This is a genomic window from Faecalispora sporosphaeroides DSM 1294, from assembly GCA_000383295.1.
Taxonomy (GTDB): domain Bacteria; phylum Bacillota; class Clostridia; order Oscillospirales; family Acutalibacteraceae; genus Faecalispora; species Faecalispora sporosphaeroides.
Window position 1 is genome coordinate 69,606 of the sequence record KB911068.1, and the last position, 24,757, is coordinate 94,362.

General features: G+C 48.5%; 26 protein-coding genes. 1 reads left to right on the forward strand and 25 read right to left on the reverse strand.

What is annotated here, in order from left to right; all coding sequences use genetic code 11:
• Positions 1-11: 11 nt before the first annotated feature.
• The 8 genes from G340_RS17460 to G340_RS0106535 form a co-directional block, all read right to left on the reverse strand.
• On the reverse strand, positions 12-1,235 hold the full coding sequence (locus G340_RS17460) for a restriction endonuclease subunit S (RefSeq protein ID WP_020072849.1): 1,224 nt from the start codon (positions 1,233-1,235) through the stop codon (positions 12-14).
• Entirely contained in the window at positions 1,229-3,919 is a 2,691-nt protein-coding gene (locus G340_RS0106505; RefSeq protein ID WP_020072850.1) for an N-6 DNA methylase, read from the reverse strand. Before G340_RS0106505 ends, G340_RS17460 begins: the two co-directional genes overlap by 7 nt.
• Positions 3,920-3,980: 61 nt before the next feature.
• The gene (locus G340_RS0106510) at positions 3,981-4,175 is read right to left on the reverse strand and encodes a helix-turn-helix domain-containing protein (protein WP_020072851.1); all 195 of its coding nucleotides are present in this window, start codon (positions 4,173-4,175) and stop codon (positions 3,981-3,983) included.
• A 397-nt stretch (positions 4,176-4,572) separates the two neighbouring features.
• A complete protein-coding gene (locus G340_RS0106515) occupies positions 4,573-5,568 on the reverse strand; it encodes a GGDEF domain-containing protein (RefSeq protein ID WP_020072852.1) in 996 nt (331 codons plus the stop codon).
• A gap of 41 nt (positions 5,569-5,609) precedes the next feature.
• Positions 5,610-5,873, reverse strand: coding sequence for a hypothetical protein (locus tag G340_RS0106520; protein WP_020072853.1), 264 nt, complete (start codon positions 5,871-5,873; stop codon positions 5,610-5,612).
• 129 nt (positions 5,874-6,002) lie between these two features.
• On the reverse strand, positions 6,003-6,335 hold the full coding sequence (locus G340_RS0106525) for a helix-turn-helix domain-containing protein (protein ID WP_020072854.1): 333 nt from the start codon (positions 6,333-6,335) through the stop codon (positions 6,003-6,005).
• 254 nt (positions 6,336-6,589) lie between these two features.
• Positions 6,590-6,853 carry a helix-turn-helix domain-containing protein gene (locus tag G340_RS0106530; protein WP_020072855.1) on the reverse strand — a complete coding sequence of 88 codons (264 nt, stop codon included), beginning with the start codon at positions 6,851-6,853 and terminating at the stop codon, positions 6,590-6,592.
• Between the two features lie 11 nt (positions 6,854-6,864).
• Positions 6,865-8,688, reverse strand: coding sequence for a VirD4-like conjugal transfer protein, CD1115 family (locus tag G340_RS0106535; protein ID WP_020072856.1), 1,824 nt, complete (start codon positions 8,686-8,688; stop codon positions 6,865-6,867).
• Between the two features lie 82 nt (positions 8,689-8,770).
• On the opposite strand from G340_RS0106535, the gene G340_RS0106540 reads away from it, so the two are divergent.
• Positions 8,771-9,316 (forward strand): ClpX C4-type zinc finger protein, encoded by a 546-nt coding sequence (locus tag G340_RS0106540; protein ID WP_020072857.1) that lies wholly within the window; start codon positions 8,771-8,773, stop codon positions 9,314-9,316.
• Between the two features lie 40 nt (positions 9,317-9,356).
• Here the strand turns inward: G340_RS0106540 and G340_RS0106545 are convergent, their stop codons facing one another.
• From G340_RS0106545 to G340_RS0106625, 17 genes are all read right to left on the reverse strand, one after another.
• Positions 9,357-10,301: a DUF3991 and toprim domain-containing protein gene (locus G340_RS0106545; RefSeq protein WP_020072858.1), complete on the reverse strand. Its 945-nt coding sequence runs from the start codon at positions 10,299-10,301 to the stop codon at positions 9,357-9,359.
• Positions 10,302-10,514: 213 nt separating this feature from the next.
• Positions 10,515-12,632 (reverse strand): MobP3 family relaxase, encoded by a 2,118-nt coding sequence (gene mobP3 / locus G340_RS0106550; protein ID WP_020072859.1) that lies wholly within the window; start codon positions 12,630-12,632, stop codon positions 10,515-10,517.
• A complete protein-coding gene (locus G340_RS0106555) occupies positions 12,632-13,048 on the reverse strand; it encodes a hypothetical protein (protein WP_020072860.1) in 417 nt (138 codons plus the stop codon). The genes mobP3 and G340_RS0106555 overlap by 1 nt, the downstream gene beginning before the upstream one ends.
• A gap of 378 nt (positions 13,049-13,426) precedes the next feature.
• Positions 13,427-13,870 carry a hypothetical protein gene (locus G340_RS0106560; protein WP_020072861.1) on the reverse strand — a complete coding sequence of 148 codons (444 nt, stop codon included), beginning with the start codon at positions 13,868-13,870 and terminating at the stop codon, positions 13,427-13,429.
• 298 nt (positions 13,871-14,168) lie between these two features.
• A complete protein-coding gene (locus tag G340_RS0106570; protein WP_027103891.1) occupies positions 14,169-14,453 on the reverse strand; it encodes a hypothetical protein in 285 nt (94 codons plus the stop codon).
• A gap of 4 nt (positions 14,454-14,457) precedes the next feature.
• Positions 14,458-15,339 (reverse strand): ParM/StbA family protein, encoded by an 882-nt coding sequence (locus tag G340_RS0106575; RefSeq protein ID WP_020072864.1) that lies wholly within the window; start codon positions 15,337-15,339, stop codon positions 14,458-14,460.
• 30 nt (positions 15,340-15,369) lie between these two features.
• A complete protein-coding gene (locus G340_RS0106580; protein WP_020072865.1) occupies positions 15,370-15,720 on the reverse strand; it encodes a DUF6103 family protein in 351 nt (116 codons plus the stop codon).
• A 74-nt stretch (positions 15,721-15,794) separates the two neighbouring features.
• Positions 15,795-17,303 (reverse strand): peptidoglycan DD-metalloendopeptidase family protein, encoded by a 1,509-nt coding sequence (locus G340_RS0106585; RefSeq protein ID WP_027103892.1) that lies wholly within the window; start codon positions 17,301-17,303, stop codon positions 15,795-15,797.
• Positions 17,304-17,307: 4 nt separating this feature from the next.
• Positions 17,308-17,811 carry a gamma-glutamylcyclotransferase family protein gene (locus tag G340_RS0106590; protein WP_020072867.1) on the reverse strand — a complete coding sequence of 168 codons (504 nt, stop codon included), beginning with the start codon at positions 17,809-17,811 and terminating at the stop codon, positions 17,308-17,310.
• Between the two features lie 10 nt (positions 17,812-17,821).
• A complete protein-coding gene (locus tag G340_RS0106595) occupies positions 17,822-18,859 on the reverse strand; it encodes an amidoligase family protein (RefSeq protein ID WP_020072868.1) in 1,038 nt (345 codons plus the stop codon).
• A 13-nt stretch (positions 18,860-18,872) separates the two neighbouring features.
• The gene (locus G340_RS18415) at positions 18,873-19,022 is read right to left on the reverse strand and encodes a hypothetical protein (RefSeq protein WP_326522343.1); all 150 of its coding nucleotides are present in this window, start codon (positions 19,020-19,022) and stop codon (positions 18,873-18,875) included.
• 50 nt (positions 19,023-19,072) lie between these two features.
• A complete protein-coding gene (locus G340_RS18420; RefSeq protein ID WP_326522344.1) occupies positions 19,073-19,351 on the reverse strand; it encodes a hypothetical protein in 279 nt (92 codons plus the stop codon).
• A gap of 20 nt (positions 19,352-19,371) precedes the next feature.
• Positions 19,372-21,204 carry a VirB4 family type IV secretion system protein gene (locus tag G340_RS0106605; RefSeq protein WP_020072871.1) on the reverse strand — a complete coding sequence of 611 codons (1,833 nt, stop codon included), beginning with the start codon at positions 21,202-21,204 and terminating at the stop codon, positions 19,372-19,374.
• Between the two features lie 85 nt (positions 21,205-21,289).
• The gene (locus G340_RS0106610; RefSeq protein ID WP_020072872.1) at positions 21,290-21,892 is read right to left on the reverse strand and encodes a hypothetical protein; all 603 of its coding nucleotides are present in this window, start codon (positions 21,890-21,892) and stop codon (positions 21,290-21,292) included.
• Positions 21,880-22,137 (reverse strand): hypothetical protein, encoded by a 258-nt coding sequence (locus G340_RS0106615; RefSeq protein WP_020072873.1) that lies wholly within the window; start codon positions 22,135-22,137, stop codon positions 21,880-21,882. The genes G340_RS0106610 and G340_RS0106615 overlap by 13 nt, the downstream gene beginning before the upstream one ends.
• On the reverse strand, positions 22,113-24,365 hold the full coding sequence (locus tag G340_RS0106620) for a DNA cytosine methyltransferase (protein WP_020072874.1): 2,253 nt from the start codon (positions 24,363-24,365) through the stop codon (positions 22,113-22,115). Before G340_RS0106620 ends, G340_RS0106615 begins: the two co-directional genes overlap by 25 nt.
• The gene (locus G340_RS0106625) at positions 24,365-24,748 is read right to left on the reverse strand and encodes a DUF7768 domain-containing protein (protein ID WP_020072875.1); all 384 of its coding nucleotides are present in this window, start codon (positions 24,746-24,748) and stop codon (positions 24,365-24,367) included. The genes G340_RS0106620 and G340_RS0106625 overlap by 1 nt, the downstream gene beginning before the upstream one ends.
• Positions 24,749-24,757: the final 9 nt, after the last annotated feature.

The window sequence follows — 24,757 nt, forward strand, 5'->3', positions numbered from 1 at the left end:
TTGTTTCCTCCTTATACAGTCAGGCGCACGCGGCCTGTTAAGAGATCGTCCATTGCGCCCTCACGGATTTGTATCATTTTTTCTCGTTCAGCTTCCAAGCGTTCAATTTCTTTGTCCATTGCTGTCAGTACAGCGGAGATTGCTCTTTGCTCTTTAATATTTTTGGGCATCTCAAACTTAAAGTTCTTCAAATCCTTTTGGTACAAATGCTTTATAGTGGAACCTGCTGACAGAATATCAATAAACTCTTTGAATACAGACGATATAAGCACCCTATAAAGGAAAGCAGGTGCAAGTTGCGGCTCCGTTCTAAAAACAAATACCCCACTATTCAATGTAGCTGGTTTGCTTAAGGCAGGGACCATTGCGACTTTTCCTATCGTACCATCTTTTGTAACAAGCACATCATTCTCTGTGACTTGAATATTTACATCCATATCATATCGTTCTTTAGAAACATACGATATATTATTTAAGGTAATTGTCCCATCCTTAAAATCTGTGCCACTAATTAAATAGCTGTACCCACTTCGCAAATACTCATGCTTTTTGAGACCTTGCCACCCGATCCTTGCCTTAGGAACAATAACCTGATTGAAACACACCTTTACCCAATCATCATGAAATCCATCAAGCCTTGTCCTGCCGCTAATCAAATCCTCCAGCGCACCATCGCGGATGCTCTTTTTCTTTTCAATCAAATCGGAAAGGTCATCAATGTAGGCATCAAACTGTGAAAGGGTTCGAGCGATTTCTTCTTGCTCCGGAAGAGAAGGCAGAAACACCGATACCTTTTTCACAACTTCCTTATTCAGATTTTGTACGCCGCTTCCAGCAGCAAATGCCTCATACTGCCTTTGCACATACGATGAGGAGAGCAAATAATAAAGAAACTCGTCATCGGCTTCCGTTTGAAAATCATATAGGCGCAACCAGCCGTCATGTATACATCCGTCAATGCTTAGAATATAAGGCCTTCCAAAACTCATTGAATTTGAAAGTATAAAATCTCCGGGGAAAACGCTGACAGAATGTGCCGCACCTTGCAGTGTTATTTTTTCTTTTGTGGAGACGATATACTTTCCATACCTTGGTGCATCACCGATTTTAATCCAATTCACACCGTCAGTACTTGATGTCAAATAGCTTTCAATCGGACGTGGGGAGGCACCTCGCTTAATTTTCATGAAGTTATTAAAAGACTTCTCTTTCCAATCTTGCGGATAAGTTACCATTTGTACCCCATCCTTTCCAGAGCAGTCATGACCGCTTCTCTTGATTTTGCCGTTCTGTCCTCAATCTCTCTAAGCGTATGCTCATAGCGTTTGGCAATGAGAAGTACCTTGGAAGACAGCATATTCAGCATCTGCTCAATCTCTCCTCTGACATCCGCTTCGAGTTTCGCCATCCACTTCATGTCAAAGAGCAGATATTTTATTTCTTCTACAGTAAGTTCCCCGTATTTGGCATGAACTTTGTCATCAAGGGCCTTTTGCGCTTCTTTTATAGCTTTGTCAGTTTCCTCTTTCTCTGTCATTTTAGCCTGATACGCAAGCAAAGCATCGTACTCTTCTTTATAAATATCGGGAACAACGGCGGAATCCATAGCAAGCTTTAATGCCACTTTCAGTTTGGCTTTTCCGAAAGTACCATTCTTGTTCCTGATGTCGAATTCAGCCAATGCCGGAGTTTTGCTGATGAGCGTCTCCATCTCGCCGATGTTTCCTTTGTCAAAGAGAGCCACCAGCTTTGTCATGGCATCCATAGCCACGGAGGTCTTCTTGCTTTCCAGTTCCTTCAGCCGCTTATTAAGATTTGCCTTCGGGATGCTGTCGCCCTTGTCATTGAGCGCTTCCTTAAGCAACCCGTCGTCGCCGGATTCTTCTTCACGCATTTCACCCAATTCGGCTTCCAGAGTTGCAGACTGTTCCCTTAAAGCATTGATGGCAGCCAGTTCTTCGGGAAAATAAACTGTCTCGATAACTTCTCTTGGGATCAAAACACCATCAAAGGATTTCACTTTGGAGGTATCGTCTACGGAAACAGTTTCGCCGCTCTCGTCTTTGATTTTTTTCTGTGCATACTCGTATTCAATTTCTCTGCCGGCCTCATAGCCATCAGCTTTAATAGCATATACATCATCCTGCAGCTTTGCATTCCAGTAATTCATCAGGCAGTCGTAAACGTCATAATTGTCAAGAAGCAGCGCTGGTTTATATGCATCCAAAAGAATGGAGGAGATGGTGCGAATAAGTTGCTTAGGGTTCGTTTCACTGTCAATATTCAGCAGAATGCTTTTGACTTCATCACGCCATTGTGTAAAAATTGTATCGACTTCGTTTCTTTTCTCGTTTTGCACATTGACGTCCTGCCGGATAGCTTCCTCTATATTTTCAGTGGGGAGGGCAAGATGGTAAATATTTTGCCGCTCGTCCGTGCAAATGAAGATTTTTTGCTTCAAAGCCGGAGAAATATTCCAAAGTCTCTTAAGCGAGTCAATATCCGTTCCCGGAATACCGCCTTTCAAGTGTGCAGCAATATTCTGCGGCAATGTATCATCAATCTTTTGTATGTAACGGGGTACATTCAAATTGCCGGCATTTTTCTCCAGAATATCTGTGTATTTCACAAAACGGGAATAGCCTTCGATTGTTTCTTGGTTATTAAAGGTTCGGACAATCTTCTCAATATCCTGCTCACGCAGTCTGTTCTTATTACCATCCTTCTTAAAACCACGGCTTGCGTCTATTAGGAAGATTCCCTCTCTTGTATCCGCATTCTCTTTGTCAATGATAACAATGCAGGCGGGGATGCCGGTGCCGTAAAAGAGGTTTGCCGGAAGGCTGACAATGCCTTTAATATATCGTTTCTTAAGAATTGCAATACGGATTGTTTCTTCAGAATTACCCCTGAACAATATGCCGTGAGGCATGATGATGCCTGCTTTGCCATTGCTGTCAAGTGATTTCAGAACGTGTAAAAACCAGGCATAGTCTCCATTCTTTTCGGGAGGAATGCCGTATCCGTCAAAACGTTTATATTTATCTTCTGTTGTTTTGATACCATCGCTCCATGATTTGTCCGAGAAGGGGGGATTCATGACAATAAAGTCAAACTTTTTGAGCTCTCCAAAATCGTCTGTAAAAGCGGGGGAAGCCAGGGTGTTGCCTTTTTTAATTTCACCTGTACCTTTTTGGTGGAGAATCAAATTCATTCTTGCTAAGCCCGCTGTAGCGTTATCTTTCTCTTGCCCGAAAATGGTTACAATTGAATCGTCATTTTCATCTACTGGCGCTTCATCTGCGGCACGAATCAGTAGGCTGCCGCTACCTGCCGCAGGATCGTACAAGGTCCATTTCTTTGTTGGTGTCTGCTTGATGTTGCCAATCCCGATCAGTCTTGCAATAATACGGGAAACCTCACTCGGCGTGTAGAACTGCCCCTTGCTCTTGCCAGATTCCTGGGCAAATTTCATCATAAAGTATTCATAAGCATCCCCGATGATATCATCGCCACTCGCTCTGTTATTCTTGAAGTCGATCGCCTGATTCTGGAATACGGCAATTAAGCCGGATACCTTGTCCACCAATTCCTTGCCGGAACCCAACTCATCCGGATTATTAAAGCTGACATCAGGAAGTGAGCCTTGCAGCTTGTTATCCTCCAAGAATCTCTGGATAATTTTGTCTACACGTTCTCCAACATCACTCTTTCCTTTTGCTTTGACTAAATCATCAAAAGATGCACCGTTACTGATTTTAAACTCCGCAAACGGCTGCCCTTTATACCTGTCCGATACATACTTAAAGAACAACAACACAAGCACATAATCTTTATACCGAGCTGGTTCAACGCCGCCCCTTAATTTATTGCAAGCCTCCCACAAAAGGGAATACAATTCTGATTTTTTCACGGCCATAATCCTCTTTTAATCTCCATTCTAATTTGTGTGATTTACGTTTTCATCAAATCTATGGTGTTTATTCCATAGCACTTTTTCCGCTTTTTACCCAATTATCAAGCTCTGAGATCTTGAATTTCCACTGCTTTCCTATTTTGTGGGCAGGGATTCCTTTGTCTTTTCTTATCCAGTCCCTTACTGTAACAGGCTTTACCCCTAAATAGGTAGCTGCTTCATCAATATTAATCCAATTGTCATTGATAATATCGCTCATTTTTTCACCTCATCGAGCTTCTGATAGCTATAAAAATTCACATTCAAGTATACTATAAAATTTGTAGGTTTACAACTGGTTTGATAATATTTGCTTGTGTTTGTTATTATAATTATGATGCCAAATGTACTCCGTTAAAATTAGAGCAGTGGACTTTTTGTTGTATCTACCAACATCATCAACGAAAAGCTCGGAAACAGACGAACGGTTTCCATCCCGACTCTTGAAAAAATCGGCTCGATCAAGTGCGGATTCCAGGAAATTCGCTTTGCAGTGCAATCGGTATTGCCATGACATGCTATGGTACTTCAAAACAAAAAATCGAAGCGGGGCCTTTGCATAAATCCACTCGGGCCATCGCTTCAATTTTAAGAATAGTATATATACAGTCTATTTCTCATTTGCGTGCACATTCTGCAACCAAGTTTTTAAGAGCGGATGATTCATTTTGCCATACACGCTCATTTGGATTTTTGATAATGACATTGTCGTATGAAATGCAGTTTCTTCCGCTTTTTTTGGCATGATATAAAGCCATGTCCGCACGATTATAAAACTCTTTTAGCGAATCGCCTGTCTGTGGTATACCAGTTTCGATTCCTATGCTTACGGATAAGCATTTATATGATCCTGGGCATGCCTTAACTTTTAAGCTGGAAAGTGATGAAAGGAGATTCTGTGCCATTTCTACAATATGGTCGTTATCTATATCCTGAAGGAAAATTAAGAACTCATCCCCGCCGATTCGGCCTATAATATCGGTTTCTCTTTTAAAACATATTTTTATGCTGTGTGCAATTTGTTTTAGAATGTCATCGCCTTTCAAATGACCCAGTGTGTCATTGTAGCTTTTGAAATAGTCAACATCTATTAAGAGAAAACCGACATTTTTCTTTTTGCGTTTGCAAAATGCCCAAGCCGTAGGCAATGCTTGTTCCAGACCGTTTCGATTAAGGAGCTGTGTCAAATTATCAGTAGTCGCTTCAATCTCCAGATGGCTCAGCGTCTCAATTTCATGGATAGCTGCCCGAATAAAATTGTGGGCAATCTTTCTGGAGACCCCAAGTACACATGTATTAATCAAAATAAGAATGACAAATGACTGAGGATGTATTTGTTTATAAACGAACTGCACGGTTACGATGGCTGTTGCCATAAAAAACAGCAACACGGCATTTCTGCCCGGAAGCACGAACAGTAAAGAAGATAAAATAAGGAGTGCAGAACAAAGCACCGCAAAGCGCGTGGGCAGAGTTTCATTCCCAAGCGACGGAAATAACAGCAGAATTGCCGTTATTATGACGATAGGAATGGCTATGACGATCCTCTGCCTATTGTAGCTTTTAATTTTATCTTTGAGTTGTTTTTCATTAAAATTTTTGTTATCTACCATGATCTTCCCCTAAGCAAAATGTGTATCTTGTGATTTTAAATTTAAAAATTGTTGCTTTGTGGCAAGTTGGTATTGTTGTCTATACCAAGCTGTGCTCGATATTCCAGATGTTCCTGCTCCAGCCGTTTCCATTCCTCATCTGCCGTCTCAAATTCTGATAGGGCTTGCTTCATCTGAGGTGAGTCATAGGGAACCTTTTTCTCTACCAACCGGCGAAGTTTTTCTCTGCGTTTTTCTACTGTCAAACCTAAAGTATATAATTTTCCTGCTTGTTTAATCAGTTTTGCTTCCTCTTTTGTTGTCATCTCTATCCCCTTGTAATGTAACTATGTAGTTATTTATGTATCATTATAAGCTACAAACGAGATAAAAGCAAGACAACCAGGACAAGAAAAGGAGCCTCTTTTCAGGGACTCCCCTTCGTTTGTTGGGTTTTATTCCTTTGTGGTGGTGTGCCGGATCATTACCTCCACCATTTCATTGATCATATCAATCTGGTCTGGTTCCAAATGCTTTAGCTGCTTGCCGAGCTGCTCCACGCTGTCAGGTATAACAGGGTGCTCCAGAAGATCTCCCAGCAGATAATCTGCCGAAGTCCCCAGTACGTTGCATATCTTCAGAAAAAGAGAAAAGCTGGGCAGGCTGCCGCCGCTTTCGATTCTGCGGATATGCACTGCATTCACTCCACACAGTTCCGATAGCTGTTCAGAGGTTAAGCCCTTGCTTTTTCGCAATTGGTTGATTCTTTTTCCCAATGCCTGCCGCATTCAATTCTCACCTCTCTTTTGTAACATCAAAATTTTATTTGTATATTCTTAGTCTACAAAAATAGTGTTTCCACAAATAGCGCCCACTATGTTACATAAAAACATATAAAGATACACTTTCTTCTTTTTCTGTAATGATCTTTTTCTTAGAGTGAGAGGTTCTGGTGGGTCCACAGTGAGCCCCACCTCGGTTCAGCGAAAGAACAGAATATCCCCTTGGCGGGAAATTCGTTCTTTCGCTATACCAAAGGCTGCTATTTTATTAAAAATCGGTTGGATGTATTGCTGCCATTCTCACGGAAGCGTGCTTCTTTTTCAATCAGCCCGGCTTTGATCAGATCATGCAGAGCACGCTTGACAGTACTGCGGGAAAGCTGCAAATCTGAGGCAATAGTCCTTACTGCAGGCCAGCAGTCCGAGCCTTTTCCGGCACGGTCACAGAGGTATATATAAACTGTCCTCGCCCGATGTGGAAGCTCATCCGGCGAGGCTGTGTAAATGTGGTTAAAGTAACTCATGGGAACCTCCTTTACGTTTTGAGGATGGAGCGGCGGCGTATTGTGCTTTCAGAAGGTTCTGCCACCGGCGTATGAAGGGTACCTGTTCCGGCTGGCGGTTCTAATATTTCTCCGGTTTCTTCATCCACCGTAAAACAGGCTGTGTGCTTACGGACGATATTTTCCTCCAGCGTCTGCTTGTCGGCATATACCACCTTTCGGTACGCCTTTTCTTCTACGGTATAATCCTCACCGAAACGGATTCCCCAATCACGAAACAGCCGCAGTTTAGTCCGCATGGGATGGGTACCGGTTTTCATGACCACAAAATTACCTTTGGGAATAGATTTCAGTTCATCCGGCGTCATCAGCGGACGCTCAATCATTTGCAGGGACTGGCTGGGATCATTCTTGCCCCGGCTGACGGAGCCGCTCATGACGGTTCTGGAACCCATTGCCTTGCTCAGCACTTCGGCGGTCTGGCTGTTGGGAGCGAAACCACCAAAGATGGTATCCTGGCAGTTATCTACGATGATTTCCGAACCCTCCTTGCCATAATTTTTTTCAAGCTGACCGAAGGACTGGATAATTGGCACCATAGAAAGGCGGCGGGAACGGCTGGCTGAAAAAATCAGTTCCAGCGACTCGATGGCCGGGAGCGTTCCAAGTTCGTCGCAATAGAATATCACGCGGTTTTTCAGCTTCCCGCCGTTTTCATCCGCAACCGCAAGAATTTCTCGGTAGAGCTGCTGAATCATAAGCGATACCATAAAATATTTGGTCAGATCTTCTTCCGGAAGGACGATAAAAAGTGCGGACTTTTCATTACAGAATTTTTCCGCATCAATGGCTGTTTCAAAACAAAGGATTTGCTCCATTTCACTGTCAAGAAATGAGTTGAGCCGGGAAAGTACGGTAGAGAGCACCGATGCCATGGCCTGTTCCGCAGAGTTGAGGGCGGCGCCTGCAAACCAGCGGGCTTTGTGATTTGATGGCAGCTTATCCATGAGGAGCTGAAACTGACTCTTGCCCTTTACCTTGCTTGGGGCAAGCAGATCCTGCACCAGCTTGAACACACTGATGATGTGACGGCAGTCTACCTTTTTACCATCCATTTCAACCGGCGGCAGATATTCGGCAATCAGGAGAATAACCGAGGACAGGAGTCCCTCGGCTGCATCGTAGAAGAACTGATTTTGTCCGTAATTTTCACCGCTGGCATTGATAATGGTTTTGGCAATGATTTTTGCGTATTTTTCGGCTTTCGCTTTTGCCACGAGATTTTTTTCATCGGCAAGGTATTGATCCATGTAGGTATTGACCAAATGGAGCATATTGTTGCCGTCTGAACGAGTGGGGTTTCTGAGATCAATAACAGCCACATGGTAGCCATAGTGGTCATGGGCAATGGCGCCATATTTTCGATAGAGATCACCCTTGGTATCGGTGGTCAGAAAGCTCATACCGGAAGCGCAGGCATACTCCAAATTGGGATATAAAAAGAATGCTGTCTTGCCCACACCGGATGCGCCAATCATAAGGCAGTGGACATCATCGGTATCCACCAGTGCCGTCACTTTGTTCTTCGTTCCCGTGCTGCCAAGGATGATGCCCTGCTCATCTATGGAGGGAAGACACTGCCCCTGCCGCCACAGTTCCGGCTGGAATGGGATGTGCCGATATGTCGCTTTGACTTCCTGCTTAGTGGCAAAACGTGCGGTACCGTGCTGGCCATCGCCCACCGTGCGAGACTTGATTCCGTTGAGTGTGTAATAATGCGCCAAAAGTGAAAGACCGCCGATGACGAGAAACATCACGGCGGTCGCTGCGATCAGAATATAGATTTGGGATGACACAGGAAACTCCTTTCTTCTAATGGTAAGTCGTGATAAAATAAAGACCATGAAAACTATGGGTTATATATGAAGGAGACTCACAATGGACAGAGAATTATTATTGCTTAACAGCAAATTGGATTATCACTTGTTTCTTTACAAACAGCTTACGGATCAAATATTATCCATTCAAAAATTTGTGCAGCAAAATAAAATTGTAAGCTACGAAGCGATGCTGGCTAATGAAACGCTTCGGGATGCACTGCTACTGAAATTTATCCTTTTTCAGCGCACTATTAAAAAGGTCGGCATCTCAACCCTGGAGAGCCGTTATAAGATGCGTCTGAAATCGTTCCCCTGGCTGGATGCAGAGTACTTTGACCAAAACTGTGTGGTACACTACGACTGCGTATGGTCGCTTTTGCAGAATATAAAGCCTCTGAAAAGACAAATTGAGCGCATAAAAAAATACGACGATGCCCGGTATGAGGAGCATGGCGAGGATATACGCTGTAGTTTCTGCGGCAAGAGTCAGCAGGAGGTGAATCGCATCATTGCCGGGACTCATGAAGCGATCTGCAATGAATGCGTTCAGCTTTGCTCCGAAGTTCTGGAAGAGTTTGCCACAGAGGAAAAAGAGAAAACCTGATTTTGAGGACAGGTGGGACAGTATATAGCTGGCCTTTTTGCTATGCCATCCTCATCTCAAATCCACCCTGTTTTTGTTGCGTCATACACACCAAATCATCATTCCAATCTTTCCCCTGGGAGATACGCCGCTCATATGCATATCCTTTTTCCGCAAGCTGATTTTTCAACCGTTCGCTTGCCTTGTGTCCGGCCTCATCGTTATCCAAGCAAAACGATACATGGGATATATACGGGCATTGTTCCAGCATCCACATCATTGCCTGACAGCCGACACCGCAAAGAGCCACATAGCTATGCCGTTGCCAGTCCTTTGGACATAGCGTAATGTAGGACAGCATATCCACCGGCGCTTCAAAGACGTATAAGTCATCGCTTTTTCCAAGCCAGTGAAAGCTGTACCGTGGATCGCTGCCATCCACATTTCCTTTGAAGCTGACGCCCTCGGTATAGAGACCGCGCTTATGAGCGTGCCTGGCAGTGCCAGTTTCATCCACACCTACAAACACAGCGTTATGGTACTCTTTAGCACCGTCCTTGGATCTTTCGCAGCTCTCATACAGGAGCTTTGCCTTGGCAAAGTAATTGACTACTTCACGGTCAATGCACCTGGTTTTTACCAGATAGGCATAGACGCGGCGCATGTCACTGTGGGGCCTCGGAAGCGAAAATGTTTTTTTCGTTTCCTGTATCTTTTGTGAGACAGGACGGTAGGATTCGCCTTGTTCACCGCCCAACAGCATAGTCATGGCTTCGGGAAAAGAGAGCCCATAAAACTGCCGCACAAAGTCAATGGCATACCCGCCTTTCTCTGCGGAGTGATCATACCACTCGTTTCCACGGATGGTGATACTGTGATCGGAAGCCAGCCTTTTATCCCGGCCGCTGGGCAGCAGCTTTTCTCCGTGCCGCTGGAGGAAATCCACAAGGTCCACATTATTGGCACGGCATTTTTGATCATCTGTAAAATGCACATACACGCCCATGGTCGCACCTCCTACCTGTGGCGATTGCCGATTCTATGAAAAAAAGCCGCCCTTTTTACAGGATGGCAATGGTTCTGAAGCAATTTTTTCTTGATAAATGTCCGTTTCATTTTATCTTTCTGTTTTTTCACGGTTATCCTCCAATCGATATAATGATTTGCAAGTCCCGGAGCACCTGCTCAAAATCTTTTATTTTTCCAGTAAACCAAATGCCTATAATGACATGGTCTGCTCATGGTCATCCCTCGCATGACCCTGCGCCTTCTTTTTCTCCCGGAGCTTGCGAAGAAGCTTCCGGTCGATCCTCTGTTCGTACGGTTTTAATGGCGGAGCGTTGTCTGCAAAAATACGGCTCATGTGATGCAGAAGCCGTGTTGCCGCTAGCAGAACGGAAGGGTCTTTGAAATCCTTGATATGGTCAAGGAAAAACTTGGCATAAAGATTGCCCTGCGCTGCCGATAGGGTGAGCCAGCGGACAGCGACATCCTTGTCTTTGGGGACGTCTTTCCCCATCAGATACAGCTTGCCGAGAGTATACTGCGCATACTGATTTCCATGTTCAGCCGCAGCCGTTAGGAATTGCAGCGCAGTCTGTATATCCTTGGGCATATCCTCATCCATGAGATAAATCTTGCCCAGTCGGTATTGTGCAAGCTGGTTTCCCTGATCGGCAGCCTGTTTCAGATACTCCACGCTCTTGTCAGTATCCTTGGAAACATCACTTCCTTTGAGATATACAATACCGAGAGCATATTGTGCAAACGGATTTTTTCTGTCTGCGGCAAAGGTCAGCCAGCGAATGGCGGACTCCACATCCTTCAGAACACCATCACCGCCAAGGTACAACTTGCCCAGACGGTATGCGGCAAAGATATTTCCGTGCTCTGCGGAAAGCGTATAAAGCCGTACCGTCTCAGCAGCATTCTGTGGAACGTGGTGTCCCTTTTCATAGAGCTTGCCGAGAAAATATGCGGCAAAGGGATTTTTGGCTTCCGCCGCTTTTCTGAGATAGCCAAGGGCTTTTTCCGCCTCCTGCGGCTGCACTTTTTCATCGGAAAGGATAAGTCTCGCAAGCTGGCAGCAGGCAAGAGGATTTCCCGCGGATGCCGTTCTTTCTAATTCTTCCTCTGCCATGTCATAGGAGGGTATCTCCAAATCGTCCTCCGAATCCGGCAGAGCTGTTTCCATGGATGCCGGTTCCTCAAAGGTTATGCTGCCAATCAGCAGAGCTTCCTGAATGACCATGTTGCGGATAGGCTTGAAATCATTGCAGCGGGAAAGGGGCGGAGGTTCCGATGGAGTTTCTGCGTAGATGGATTCGATCCTGCCTTTGGCTTCCCACCACAAGCGATAGGCTTCAGCAACTCGACTGTCCTTGGCAAGCTCATCCACAATTTCATCCACCACGTTTTTAAGATCTGCCTTGAGATAGCCATACTGCTTTTTGCCGCCGACAGTTTGAAGCTTCTCCGCCAGGTATATGAACAGATGTTCCATGCGGTCGTTTTGCAAAACACCGTTTTTCATTTGAGGGATCAGTTCACGCATGGATTCGGCAGCCTGTTCCTTCAGGATATCCCGGTGCTGGGTCTTTTCTCTGTAGAGCGGAATAAGCTCCTGGCGAAAAATCTCCTTTGCCAGTGAGGACTTCATTTTTTTGATTCCTTGTTTCGTAAGGTAGCCCTCTCTTGGATCGGTGCTATAGCAGATCATGTGGACATGGGGATGATGTGATTCGTTGTGAAAGGCGGCATACCATCTGAGGTGGTCGGAATGGATTTTCAAATTCTCCGCAAGCTCCATTGCCTTTTCCGAAAGGAGAGCCTTCCATGCAAGAGCATTGTCGTATCCCAGCCTTGCCGCATCCTCCCGCCGCAGAGAAATAATGGGCGTCCACACATTTCCGGTATGACAAGATACCTCGTCAGCAATCTGCGATAAGATCAGCGGCTCGTCACCGGCTGTGAACAGACCGTGGCGATCAAGCTTCTCGACGCGGGGGCGGTTTGCGATGTAGTCCAGGTATTTTTCCCGGCCGCTGATTCTATCAAGGTTCTGTTCCAGCGCGATGGTGATGAATTCTGTAGCGTTTCCCCGGTTGGGATTTTCACAGTAGTCTGCATATTCAAATAAATCCTTGGCATCGGGAAACTCCCGGAGGATCTGTGCAATCACATCTTTTTGCTTCTTGGTGGAGTGCCAAAGCTTATGACCGCTTTCCATCTTTTCTACACCATCGCGGGTGGCAATGTATTTTACGAGATTATTCAGATGGGCTGCAGTCTTTTCCCCGCCCTTAAGATAGGGGCATTTGAGAATGATACGGGCCATTATTCTTCATCATCCGGACTGTTCTGGAAATCCACTGCATCCTCCAGCCGGATTTTACCTTTGGTTCGTTTGACTTCGGCAACGCATCGGCCACGAAGCCGGTGCAATTCCTCATCGGTAATCTCCAGCGTAACCGCAAGCAGATGCATCATCATGCTGATTTCCACCGAAAGCCGGAATAGATTATTTGCCACCCGGTTTTCAGTTTTTTGCAATGTGCCTTGTATCGATGCAAGCAATGCCTTGGAAAGATAGGAGGAGATATCCTCTGTTCCAAGGTATCCCATGTAAAAGCTAAGTGCCTTTTCAATAAATTCGCTGCGGCTTTTGCAGTTGTCCTTGCTTAGCCAGCCGTCCAGCCGTTCCATGGTTTCGGGATACAGCCAGACTGCTGTCCGTTCCTTATTGTTTTTCATATACAAGCCTCCGTTTCATGGATGTACACCTGTGGGGTGACCGTACAAATCCCTTTTGTTTTCTGCTTTTTATTCAATTTCGACCACTTTGACCGTGACAAATCCGCAATCCGACCACCTCATGGGAATGGGTAAAAAACGCCCAGCACTGCTGGGCGAAGTGAGTGGCGGGAGGGCGATTGCGACCACCCGCCTTTATCCTGCTCTTTTTTAGACCCAAGGACGGTGCAAGGGCGACGCATATTGTGACCGAATGGCGATAGTCGGGCATCTCCGCACAAAGCCCCCACAATTGGTTTTACTTGGCTTGGCGGGGAACTATGCCACCTATCGCTGAATAAGCCCACACAGGGGCACACGGGCGGCAACACGGGCGCGTCACATCTGTTGGACTGTCTGGCTCGTCAGCGGCTCCGGTTTCTCCTGCAGACGGAGGCCGTAATCCTCCAGCGTCAGCCCTTCCTGATGTATGCAGTAGTCCTGCATTTTTTTCAGCAGGATTTCTCTTTCCTGATCGTCCAGCTGGTAGACCAGTTCTTGGCAGGAGCCGTCCCCGCGATTCAGGACGATGTCCAGCGTATCGCATGCCTGCCCTTGGCCGATGTCATAATTGGCATAAACATTGATCCAGTCATTGTTCTCCACCGTTTCCACATGGGTTCCGAATACCTCATCTACGTTGAAGAAGGTATCTATATAAAAATTGAGTCTGCCATCCGTTTCCATGATTTCATCGGAAAACGCGATATCGCTGTCCGTCAGTTTCCGGCTGCCTGCGGTCAGAAACGGACCAGTTGCCTGTTCCATCGAATTTTCTTTCATTCAGATTCCTCCATTGCCGAATTTTCCAAGGCTCGCAGCGCGAACCTCAGAGAGAAAAAAGGGTGGTGCACATTTTTTACACACCGCCGCTGCCTGCTGCTTCAATGCGTTTCCGTACATCAGTGGGAACATGCTTTTCATAGAGAGCCTCCAGTTTCTCTGTATTGAACGGAACAGAAATAGTTTCCCTTTCCATAAAATTCCACTCCTTTGGTTGATTTCGAGCAGAAAGTGAGCCATGTTGGTGCAGACAGCCTGTGTTCTGATAGAAGCATTCAGTAAAAGTGAACCAACATGGTTACAATTCCTCCAGTGCGTGAATCAGGCTGCCGGGCAGTTCCTTCAGCTGAACAGCCGTATCCGGCGTCAGTGTCTGCGGGACTTCCGCCAGCCGGAGGTTTTGAAGTTCTTCCCGAACAGCTTGCCGAACCAGCTGCTCCAGCCGTTCTGTTTGTGCGGCGGCGAGAATACTGGACACCACAAAGTCGGTGCGCTGGCGGTTGGCCTGTTGCGAAAACAGACGCTCGGCCTCCCGGTGCCTGGGATCGTCCATGTCAAAGGACAGATAGTATCGCTTCCTCATAGGCTTACCCCAGCAGGAGCTTGTACCCGTCCGCATTGGCAAACCGGTTCAGTACAGCCACGGTATTGAGTCCATCCCCGCACAGCCGGGATTCCAAAAGCTCCGCACCGCCACCCACGAACACGGTAGGAAGCCTTAAATCCAAGCCCCGTTCCCGCAGTGCGTTCAGCAGCTCCTTGCAGTAGGCGGACACCTCCTGCTCCACAGCTTCTTCGATTTTCCTGCGGTCAGTATGCTGGATTTTGCCCCGAATAGCATCGGTGATCAGCACATCCGAAAGAAGAATGCCGCTTTTCTGCAGGGCATCCTGAATGCGGCTGTAAAGAATGATCGTGCCCATCCGCAGACTGGCGCAGCTTGCCCTGTCCAGCCTGAAATTGTGGACGGTGAGAACATCCACCGTGTATCCGCCGATGTCAACGAGGGTAATGCTGCGATATTCCTGCAGACGGGGATAGTACCGGCACAGAGCCGCATGTCCCTGAGCGAACACCTTACAGTCTGCAATGCGACAGCGGTAGGCTGCTCCTTCGAACACAAAGGATACATTTTCCCGCAAAAAATATCGCCGAAACGCTTCCTTCTGCGTGCCATAGCTGTCAATGGGAAGCCCCACCCCCAGCATAATATCCGCGTTGGCCACTCCGGAACGCTTCATGGCCTCGGCAATGGCCGGCAGGGTGAGAATAAAGGTATCCTGCTCTCTGGTTTTATCCTGCTGAAAGCGCAGACGGCGTTCCCCGATGGCGTAATAGTTGCCTTCATAATAGAGCTGCAGCTCCGGCGTAATGAATTCCCGGTCGCTGACCGCGAAGCCGGAGGCGTAAAGCATCCCCTCCGAGGATTTGGTATTGTAGTTTCCGTTGTCTATGCCAAGCTTGATCATAGCCGACACCTCCTTGTTCTTTTTCTGCTGTTACATACTCATGCTCATGCCCTGCGTTTCCTGCAGAGAGTCCTCCGCAGGTGCGTCGGGCTGATGGGCGGCTGTCTGCGGCTCTGCGGGAGCCTGTTCCCTCTGGCGGCGGTTCTGACGCGCAGGGCGTTCTCTGGCTGCGGGGGCCGCCTGTGTTTCCTGCGATGCGGGAGCCTGCTCCATGCGACTCTCCACATATTCCCGTACTTGGGCCGGAACCGCCTTTTCATAGGTTTTGTCCAGATAATTTTGAAGCTCCTGTTCGATGGTAAGCTCCTTTTTGTCCATGAAGAAGCGGAGCGCCTCCAGCTTCTCCGTAGGGAAGGATAATTTCAGTTCGGTTGTGCTCATACAGATTTCCTCCATTCATGGAAAGATTGGCAGACCTGCCACAGTCAAGGTGACAGGTCTTGGGAAGAACACGTTTACGGCAGATAGTTTCTCGGATTTTTCTCCGAGCCGTTTATCCGTACTTCAAAATGCAGATGGTTTCCGGTGCTTCGCCCGGTGGAACCCACCTTGGCAATGGTTTCTCCGGCCTTGACTGTCTGCCCCTCCCGGACGAGAATTTGTGAGCAGTGCCCGTATAAAGTGACCATGCCATTTCCGTGGTCAATGGTCAGATAATAGCCGTAGCCGGTGCTTCCATAAACCACGGTTTTCACCGTTCCCGCTTTTGCAGAGCGGATGGAAGTACCTTTGGCAGCACCAAGATCAAGACCGGAATGTCCCACCCACTTCCCGGTGAGCGGGTCTGTTCTGCCTCCGAATTCAGAAGTTACCATCGCTCGCCATCCTTTGCCCAGAGGTGAAATAAAGCCGTCGGCAGAGGCTTTTTTCGTTTCGGCATAAGGTCTGGCATATAAAACCTGTTTGTCGGAATCGAACAAATCCCGGTAAACAACCCGCCCTTTGGAGGAAGATGCGTCCACCACCTTACCGTCTCCGGCATAGATTCCCACATGCGTAATGTTCATGAAACGGCCGTTGGGCTTGTGGCTCCAGAACACCAAATCGCCGGGAGCAAGGCTTGATTTGGAAATCGTCAACCCATTGTCCACGCAGTATTTGCCCTGTGCCGCAGCGGTGCCGGGGAGGTTTATCCCCAACTTTTTGTACACCCACTGCACCAGATAGCTGCAGTCAGTATAGCTTCCCTGCCCCCGTTTCTCCTGAGAGTAGGGATCGCCAAGGCGGGAAAGTCCAAGGCGAACTGCTTCAACACCCGTTTCACCGGCAGGCAAATCGGAAAAGAAGCCGTCAAGCTGATCCGGTATCCAGTCCTCCCACATAGCGGAATCGTCACTCTCGATGGGCGCCGCTGTACCGTATAAGGCACGGTAATAGATTTCCGAAGCGTTGGCTTGATCTTCATAGGTGATGGCTTCTCCGAAGAGTGTCCTGATGTTGTTGTAGATAGCAGGCAGAGAGGTAATGGGAACGGCAACGGTATAGGTTTCTTCCGAAGTTGTATCATCCTCGTTTTCCACGGTGCGGGTGCGTTCCTCATAGGCGACAAAGCAGTCTACATATTTCCGGTGTTCCAACCGGGAGGGGGACTCCGCACCAAAGAACAGAGAATAAAAAATTGCCTTGACACGGTAAGCGTCAAGGCTGTCGCCGTCCTCCATCTGTGCATTCACGGTGGATATGGCGCTATCGATCAATGTGAAACTGTTTCGCATATCTCCGATGTACTCCCTGTAATTCACAGGCATACTTCCCGGAATTGTGCCGCCATGAAAACACAGCTCCACGGCAGTGTTGTTGTGATTTGCCGTTCCGGAGAGCAGAGAGCAGATCAGCACAATCATTAAGATGAGCGGTGACAGGACGGCGGCGACAGTCCAGCCGATGGTTTTTCGCATGCGTTCATCCGAAAGTGCGGCAGCGGCAGCTTTGGCTATCGCTGTAATAGTAGCGGGATCAGCCATTCCGTCACCACCATTTCAGGTCACCAAAACCGAATAGGTTCTGCTGTTCCGGTTCCGGTTCGCTTTCCATGAGCTGCTCGGTGTAATCGATTGCCCGTTCCAGAATAGCGGTATCAAACCCTGCGGTTTTATAGCCTTCACGGATGGTATTGTAGTAATAGTCGGACGGGTACCCCAGCCGATGCCCCGGCGTCATCACATAAACCATTGCCGAAACCGTTTTGCCGTCCAGGGTCAGTTCCATGGTTTCTTTACCGTAGAATCTGGGGAAGCCTTCGTAAACATCGAGGGCCGCTTCATCTTTCGAAGTGATTTCCCACAGCAAAACAGGAACAGAAGCGCCCTCGCAAGGCTCGATGGTAGCCACAGCTCCATGCCTTCCGCCTCGAAACACAAGGGCATAATCTTTTATCTCAGATGCCCCAAGCACCTTGGCAGTAGGGCATCGTTTCGCCATTTGCGTCAGATTGAGGTTGCTGCCATAGGCAATATACAGTTTATTTTTCATAATAGCTCCTTTACATTGACATGGTAAAAGCGGGGGACTGTTCATCCTCCGCTTCCATCATAGTTTCCGGTACAGCTTGTTCCGGCGGCGCCGTCGCCTGAGCTCTCTCTGCTTCGCGCTTTTGTCGCAGCCGTTCTTTTTGCCTTTCTGCCTGGGCCGGGTCTTTCCACGCAATGCAGCCCTCCAGATGATCCAGCAGATGCTTACGGGCTGTTTTGAATTCATCTCCAATCATGCCAAGACGCAGAAGCCACACACGGAAGGTGTACTTCTCATTGGTAGATTGAGTCTTGACGGGACTTGCCGACCGTTGGTTGAGTGCCTGCGCGGTAATGGCAAGGCAGAATTGGATATATGCCTTGATTTTTCCGGCGTGAAGATTGCCATTGAAAGCGCGGAATTCCACCGTGCCTTTCTGGAACACGCTGTGAAGATTGAGACAGTGGTAGCGGCTGTGATGGTAATGCTCCCGGCTGCCATCACCGCCGTTGTACCAGATTCGTTTCAGCTGTTCCATGGTAGAGGGTTTCTGACGGTTGATTCGTTCCAAGAACAGAGGATCAATCTTTTGACAGTAGCTGGTTTCTCTGCCGCGGGAAACCTGTAGCGCCCTATAAATCATATCCTCTTTCGCCGCCATGATGTTGACCAGATTGCGGAGCTTCGGAGCGTTAAAAGGAGCGGCATTGATGTGAATATGAATACCGCAGGAGGGATTTACAAAAGCCCCGGCTTCCCGGAGCTTGCGGATCAGTTCCTGCACGGTTTCGATATCCCGGTACTGGCAAATTGGGCTTACCAGCTCCACACTGTAATTCCTGTCGGCACTGATTTTCCTGCGTCCGTCTCTCTTTTGGCAGTCAATGCTGCCGTCGCTCATGACTTTCCATTTGCGCCGCTGGCTGTCACAGGCATAATAGGCATCGTAATAACCGCCCTCATATTCCTTGCTGGTTCCAAAATATTCGGCAATTACTTCGGCAGCACGGCTTCTTGTTATCCCGGTCATTTCAATTTCTATGCCGAAATCCTGAGCCTGTATCTCCATTTACCCACCGCCTTTACCACATCCTGTGCTGCAGGGTGAGGTCTTTTTCCTGTGCAAGCCCCGCTGTTTCCGCTGCGGAATTGATAAAACTGCAGAGCCGTTCCCTGCGCCAGGTATCAATCAGATACCGTCCGCATTCCTCATTGAGTGCATTGATTTTCAAAACCGTTTCCCGCACACATTCGGAAATAGCGGCAGGATCTCCCTCGGCTGCTATGAGTCATCGATGTAGTCATCCAGGATTTTTCCCATGAGAGACACATCCTCCGGCGTATAATGATAGCTGCCGGCATAGGGATTGGGGTATTCCTTCCCGTCCATGCAGCATCGCAGATGCTCCAGTATGACGGGGCGTTCCTCATGGTCCGCCTTCTGGTATTTCTCCATAAAAGCCAGAATATCCGCTTCCCGGTTGGGAGTGTAGCGGATAAAAGACAGCATATCCTCAAGGAGTCCTGCTTTGTTTTCTTTCTGATTTTGAAGCTTATCCATGATTTTTTCTCCCTTCTTCATTATCTGCCGCCCGCCTTTCCAAACAGCGTCTCCTTGTGAGCAGGGGCGTGAACCGCAAGGTTATACCTCTCAATGCCGCATTTGTAAAGGCAGACACCGCGCTGCGGGTAGCGGATGAGGTTGTATTCGCTTTCTTCAAGCTGCAGGGAGTCGATGTAGAACTGTTTATCGATATTGCCTGCGTTGAAGAGAAAAGCGTGGGTCGGGATAGAAAACAGCGGCTTGGTCAGCTCCCGGATGCCCTCGATATTGAAGTCCTCCAAGTTCTGAGAGGCCAGAATAACCGCCGAATCTTTCTTTCGCACACGTTTCATGAAATTTCGGATATACTCAATGGCGGTCAGGTTGGTCAGGAACAGATACAGCTCATCAATCGATGCGGCCGTGTTGCCCTCGGTCAGCAGCTTGTCGCTCATAAAGGACAGCACGTTGAACAGCAGGGCGTTTTTCACGTTCCGGCTGGCTTGAAGCAAGCCTTTTACCCCGAACACAATAAAGCGGTCAGAGGTCACATTGGTGTGGCCGTTGAAGAATTGGCTCTCTGCACCCATGCACATGGAGTGGAGCCCCAGCAGAATTTCCTGTAGCAGTTCCGACGGGTAGAGTTGATATTCGGTTTTGTCATAGCTGCGGAACTCGTCCTCAATAAAGGCATAAAGGTCGGACAGAATGGGATAGTCTGCGGCTGTCAGAGTTCGAAAATCGGTACGGTCGCTGATGCCGAATTTTTCGTACAGCTTGCCCAGCATGATTTCAATGGCGTCAATATGGCGGTCAGAGAAATCCTTATAGCATCGAAAGAAATCCTTGAGAAAGCTGATGTGCTGACTGAGTTTGGTGGACTGACGGAATGCCTGGGGCGCATCAGCGTCCTCCGGGCTGCCGCCTTCATCCCAGGTTTTTGGCTCCAGAGGGTTAATGAGATACCGGCCTGACATGAGGTCGATGAAACAGCCGCCGAGATTTTCAGCCAACTCCACATATTCGTGCTCAGGATCAAGGCACAGCACGGCCTTACCCGATTCGAGGATGTTGCAGAGGATGAGCTTGAGGAGATAGCTCTTGCCCTGACCGGAGTTGCCCAAGATCAACACGTTTGCATTCGTCTTGTCATCATCACGCTTGTCAAAATCCGCGATAATATTGGAGCCGAACTTATCTCTGCCAAGATAAAATCCGTTGGGATCGGTCTTGCCGCTGTAGTTGAAAGGATAAAGATTCGCTACCGAGCTTGCCGGCAGAACACGCTCAAACTGACTGCCAAACACATTCCGCCCTGCGGGACCCACCGAGAGAAAACCTTCTCTCTGGCGAAGGATAAGCCTGTCTACATTGAGCTTTGAGCGAATCAGTTCGGTCAGAACATCCGTCTGCAAAAGCTTCAGCGCGTCCAAATCGTGCGCTGTCAGTTCAATGAAAACAGCGCAGTGCAGAAGAGGCTCCCGGTTCCGGTGCATAGTGGACACCAGCGTGACAACGTCCTGCAGATTGCTTTCGGCGGTGACTGTCTGCCGGATGTCGTTGGTATTGCTTTTATCCATACGGTTTTTGTTGGCGGCATTGTGGATGATTTTCTTTTCTTCCGTTGCCGTTACCTGTCTGGTATAAATACGCAAGGTCACGCCGTCCTTTTCTCCCAAGTGCCGCAGGATGGCCTGCTCATCGGTGGCAGTCGGGTATTCACGGAGAGCCCAGACACACCGATAGGTGTTGCCGCAGATGAAATGGTCCGTATTAAACTTGATGATGCCCGGCGCGATCATGTCAAGGAAGTCCTTAATTTTAGGTTCCGCAGTTGACAGATCAGCCTTTGTTTTTCTGGCTTTAGGCATAAAAAAATACCTCCTGTTCTGCCGTAGGAGGTTCTATACTTTTGAGGCGTAAGGTATCCCCCTACGGCCGTTGATTGAATTTTATTTACTCGCCGAGAATGATCCAGCGTTCCCCATCGTAATCCTCATATAGTTCGGTAGTAACATTTTGCTCATAATAGACTCCGAGCAGGCGCTTGATATCAGTTTCACCGGCTCTGCGCGCAGTGAAGCCCTGATCCTTGAGGCTCTTTTCGATGCGGGAAAGGTAGGGCTGGACATCCTTTTCTTTTTCGCCCCGCAGACGGATGATGATTAAAAATTCCCGCGCTGTTGCCATCTGCACTTGCATACGGTCAAGGGAAATCATATCCTGTGCCAGCAGTTTGCGGATGACAGGATTCTGCTCGGTGTCCATCCTGGCTTTCAGATAGCCTTTGTTGTCCTCGAAGTTTTCCCGGCTGTTTAGGCACAGTATTTCAATATCCGAAATGCCCTTGAGCACATTCATAAGGGCATAAATCCTTGCCCCGATGCTGGAATCGGACAGGACGCTGATGTTGGTGGGTTTTATCATGAAAAATACCAGCTCGCCGTGGGGAGTCACAAGGCTGTGGCCTGTGATGTCATCGATACCCATGAGTTGACGGGTGGAAGCTTTTTTCCGTGTCTCCTGTTTCTTTTTTCTGTTCACATTCACGCCCTCCATTCATAGGTCTGCTGCTTTCCGAAAAAGAAAGCGGCGGCATAGCGGATAAAATCGAGAATACTCACATCCTCTAAACGAATGGATAAAAAAGCATAGAGTGCAGTCAACACGATGGGGGGCAGCCAGCCGAGCTGGGAAAGAGCAAAGACAGAAATCAGGCAACCGATTCCTATGATGCCGATGTCACGTAATTCCCACAGCCACAAGGTAGCTTTTGATTTTAAGTTGTCGGGGTAGATGTACATGAAGACGATTCCTCCTGTTCCTCATAGAATTTTCGCAAAAAATAGGCGATACCGCGGAGGACAAAATCCACACATGGTATCGCCACACTATTGCCAAGCGCCTTATAACGGGCGCTGTCCGATGTTCCCGGTATCAGCGTCCAGCCGTCCGGGAAGCCTTGGAGCCGTTCGCATTCCAAGGGAGTGAGCCTGCGAATGAGCTTGCGACCATTTCCTTTTACAAGATTCTCACTTCCGCCTCCATTGTTACCGCCTTGGGCACACAGGGTAGCACAGCCTTCTGCATAGTTGCCATATTGCGATTGACCGAATATTTCGGGCTGACAAACGAGATCGGTCGCATCCTTATGCTGTCTTGCACTTTGCGTAGCAATCACATGGTTTTCGGAAAATTTATCGCTTCGCTGGCGGCTGAATACCGCATGGCGGTCAGATGTCGTAATGGTATAACTGATATCAGCCTGACAGCCGAGTCCGTTGCCGCCGTTTTCAGGCTCCCGGTCGATAATATTGCCGGCAATACAGATGGTTTGGTCTCCTACAAGCGGAACATTGTTGCCGCCGGTACCGTAGGTTGATGTTACGGTAGGGGCCACCTCCAATGGTCCGGTATATCTGCAGTCCTTTGCGTGATTGTCAAACAGTATCGGCTGATTATTGACGGAGGTGGCTGCGGCTGGTGGAATGGTCGGGCAGGTGCCTTCAGCTTCAGCGCCGCTTTGCTGTGCAGCCATGATAAGCGGTTGATGTCCGTGTTCTTGTGCCCGAAGCGTACCTGTGATGTCCTTGGTGCAGTGCATCTGGCTGCCGCCTTGGTCGTTAAGACAAAACACCGATGGAGCTGTGCCCGTTTTAATGGTAGGAGAACACTCTGCCTGATAGCCGATCCCTCTGGCTTCGGCGCCGGCGTTGCCGCAGAATCCTGCGGTAAGCACACAGGGATATCCTTGCCCTACCTGCCCTCCGCCGCCGGTAATGGATGTATGGACCTCCGGCGTGAGAAAACAATCGCCATTTCCTTTGCTGACAACTCCTGCCGCAAGCACAAGCCCAGCCGGGTTTCTTCCGCCGCCGCCGTCGGCTCCGGTAAGGGTAGGACTGGTTCCATCTGGCGTAAACACACGGCTTTGCTGCGTATCCCATCCATTCAGACAGTTGGGAACGGGCACGAGAGGAGGATGTCCTCCCATGCCTGCGCGGAGCGTGGGTGTCACTTCCTCGGTAATATCCATTCGTTCCCCGCCATGGTCGTTCAGACAGATCCGCGGTTTTGCAACAAAGGTCTGCTGCTTCATACCGGGTTGTGCACCCAAGGCTCCGGCCACATCGTGGAGATCCCGAACCTCGTCACGCTGGTTGGCTGCAAAGGCTATTGTTGCTTTTTCTTCTGTCTGTATATATCCATGCCCGCCGCCTTCACCGCCATAGAGAGCGGGCCATATCCCTGTTTCCTCGAAAATGCGGCGGCTTTGCACATCCCATGGCGTCAGGCAAGACCCGCCTGAATCATCAGAGCCTCTTTTAGCTGAGGAGGAAGTTCCTTGCCTCTGGCTTCGGCTCTCCGCAGTATCCCCAAACAGGCTGTCTTGCTTAAATAATATTTCGGGTGCGGTTGTTCCTCCAAAATCTGCGACAAGGAAGATACGACGGCGGCGCTGGGCGACTCCCCAGAATTGAGCGTCCAAGACGCGCCAAGCCAAGCTGAATTCATTTCCCAAAATGACAGCCCCAGCAGATTCCCAGCGCCCGGAGTCAGGTCGAGGCACATCACAGGTACTGTACTTAATGCGGACAATCTCCTCGATGACCGCACGGAAGTCCTCGCCGCCTGCGGAACTGAAGGCTCCTGGGACGTTTTCCCAAACGAGGTATCGAGGTCGAATAAGGTGAGCTGGTACGTTTCGTTGTCCATCGGCGTTTCTCATCTCCTTCGTGATCCGTGTTTGCTCCATAAATAAACCTGAACGTTCTCCTGCAAGTCCGGCACGCTGCCCGGCAACCGATAAATCCTGACAGGGTGAGCCGCCGCAGATGATATCCACAGGCGGGAGCTTCGCTCCGTTCAGCTTTGTGATATCGCCGACATGGTGCATTTCGGGAAATCGGATTTTTGTTACTTCGATGGGAAAGGCTTCAATCTCGCTTGCCCATAAAGGAGTGATGCCGTTGCGTATCGCTGCCAGCGGGAAGCCTCCGATCCCATCGAAAAGGCTCCCCATGGTCAGCATCAGACCATCTCCATAGTCTGTGCAGGAGCCTTGACCGGTGCGCTGTTTTTTACTTTGCCTACGGCGAAGCCGATTTCCTGTTCCATTACCCGGCGTATCGGAATTCCAAGTCTGGACGCTTCCTCAATTTCGAGATACATCCCCGGTGAAATATGATCGCCGTAGCACCACAGCTCGTCGCAGCGGGATAGCATGGCCAGCCCCATATCCAGTCCAAGCTGACGCTGTTTTGGCTGATGTTCATCCAGAATTGCGGGATACAGCAAGTGGGGCGCAAAAAAAGCGTGCCCCTCATTCATCACATGGCGACACGCTTTCTTGGCAAATTCCGTATTTCTTTCAACGTCCCCGGCATAAGGGGACGCTACATAGATTAATTTCATAGGCTTTTC

Excerpts from the sequence above, each read along its gene's own strand:
- G340_RS17460 (WP_020072849.1), bottom strand. The coding sequence starts at position 1,235 with ATGGTAACTTATCCGCAAGATTGGAAAGAGAAGTCTTTTAATAACTTC.
- G340_RS0106505 (WP_020072850.1), bottom strand. The coding sequence starts at position 3,919 with ATGGCCGTGAAAAAATCAGAATTGTATTCCCTTTTGTGGGAGGCTTGC.
- G340_RS0106510 (WP_020072851.1), bottom strand. The coding sequence starts at position 4,175 with ATGAGCGATATTATCAATGACAATTGGATTAATATTGATGAAGCAGCT.
- G340_RS0106515 (WP_020072852.1), bottom strand. The coding sequence starts at position 5,568 with ATGGTAGATAACAAAAATTTTAATGAAAAACAACTCAAAGATAAAATT.
- G340_RS0106520 (WP_020072853.1), bottom strand. The coding sequence starts at position 5,873 with ATGACAACAAAAGAGGAAGCAAAACTGATTAAACAAGCAGGAAAATTA.
- G340_RS0106525 (WP_020072854.1), bottom strand. The coding sequence starts at position 6,335 with ATGCGGCAGGCATTGGGAAAAAGAATCAACCAATTGCGAAAAAGCAAG.
- G340_RS0106530 (WP_020072855.1), bottom strand. The coding sequence starts at position 6,853 with ATGAGTTACTTTAACCACATTTACACAGCCTCGCCGGATGAGCTTCCA.
- G340_RS0106540 (WP_020072857.1), top strand. The coding sequence starts at position 8,771 with ATGGACAGAGAATTATTATTGCTTAACAGCAAATTGGATTATCACTTG.
- G340_RS0106545 (WP_020072858.1), bottom strand. The coding sequence starts at position 10,301 with ATGGGCGTGTATGTGCATTTTACAGATGATCAAAAATGCCGTGCCAAT.
- mobP3 (WP_020072859.1), bottom strand. The coding sequence starts at position 12,632 with ATGGCCCGTATCATTCTCAAATGCCCCTATCTTAAGGGCGGGGAAAAG.
- G340_RS0106555 (WP_020072860.1), bottom strand. The coding sequence starts at position 13,048 with ATGAAAAACAATAAGGAACGGACAGCAGTCTGGCTGTATCCCGAAACC.
- G340_RS0106560 (WP_020072861.1), bottom strand. The coding sequence starts at position 13,870 with ATGAAAGAAAATTCGATGGAACAGGCAACTGGTCCGTTTCTGACCGCA.
- G340_RS0106570 (WP_027103891.1), bottom strand. The coding sequence starts at position 14,453 with ATGAGGAAGCGATACTATCTGTCCTTTGACATGGACGATCCCAGGCAC.
- G340_RS0106575 (WP_020072864.1), bottom strand. The coding sequence starts at position 15,339 with ATGATCAAGCTTGGCATAGACAACGGAAACTACAATACCAAATCCTCG.
- G340_RS0106580 (WP_020072865.1), bottom strand. The coding sequence starts at position 15,720 with ATGAGCACAACCGAACTGAAATTATCCTTCCCTACGGAGAAGCTGGAG.
- G340_RS0106585 (WP_027103892.1), bottom strand. The coding sequence starts at position 17,303 with ATGGCTGATCCCGCTACTATTACAGCGATAGCCAAAGCTGCCGCTGCC.
- G340_RS0106590 (WP_020072867.1), bottom strand. The coding sequence starts at position 17,811 with ATGAAAAATAAACTGTATATTGCCTATGGCAGCAACCTCAATCTGACG.
- G340_RS0106595 (WP_020072868.1), bottom strand. The coding sequence starts at position 18,859 with ATGGAGATACAGGCTCAGGATTTCGGCATAGAAATTGAAATGACCGGG.
- G340_RS18420 (WP_326522344.1), bottom strand. The coding sequence starts at position 19,351 with ATGGATAAGCTTCAAAATCAGAAAGAAAACAAAGCAGGACTCCTTGAG.
- G340_RS0106605 (WP_020072871.1), bottom strand. The coding sequence starts at position 21,204 with ATGCCTAAAGCCAGAAAAACAAAGGCTGATCTGTCAACTGCGGAACCT.
- G340_RS0106610 (WP_020072872.1), bottom strand. The coding sequence starts at position 21,892 with ATGGAGGGCGTGAATGTGAACAGAAAAAAGAAACAGGAGACACGGAAA.
- G340_RS0106615 (WP_020072873.1), bottom strand. The coding sequence starts at position 22,137 with ATGTACATCTACCCCGACAACTTAAAATCAAAAGCTACCTTGTGGCTG.
- G340_RS0106620 (WP_020072874.1), bottom strand. The coding sequence starts at position 24,365 with ATGCTGACCATGGGGAGCCTTTTCGATGGGATCGGAGGCTTCCCGCTG.
- G340_RS0106625 (WP_020072875.1), bottom strand. The coding sequence starts at position 24,748 with ATGAAATTAATCTATGTAGCGTCCCCTTATGCCGGGGACGTTGAAAGA.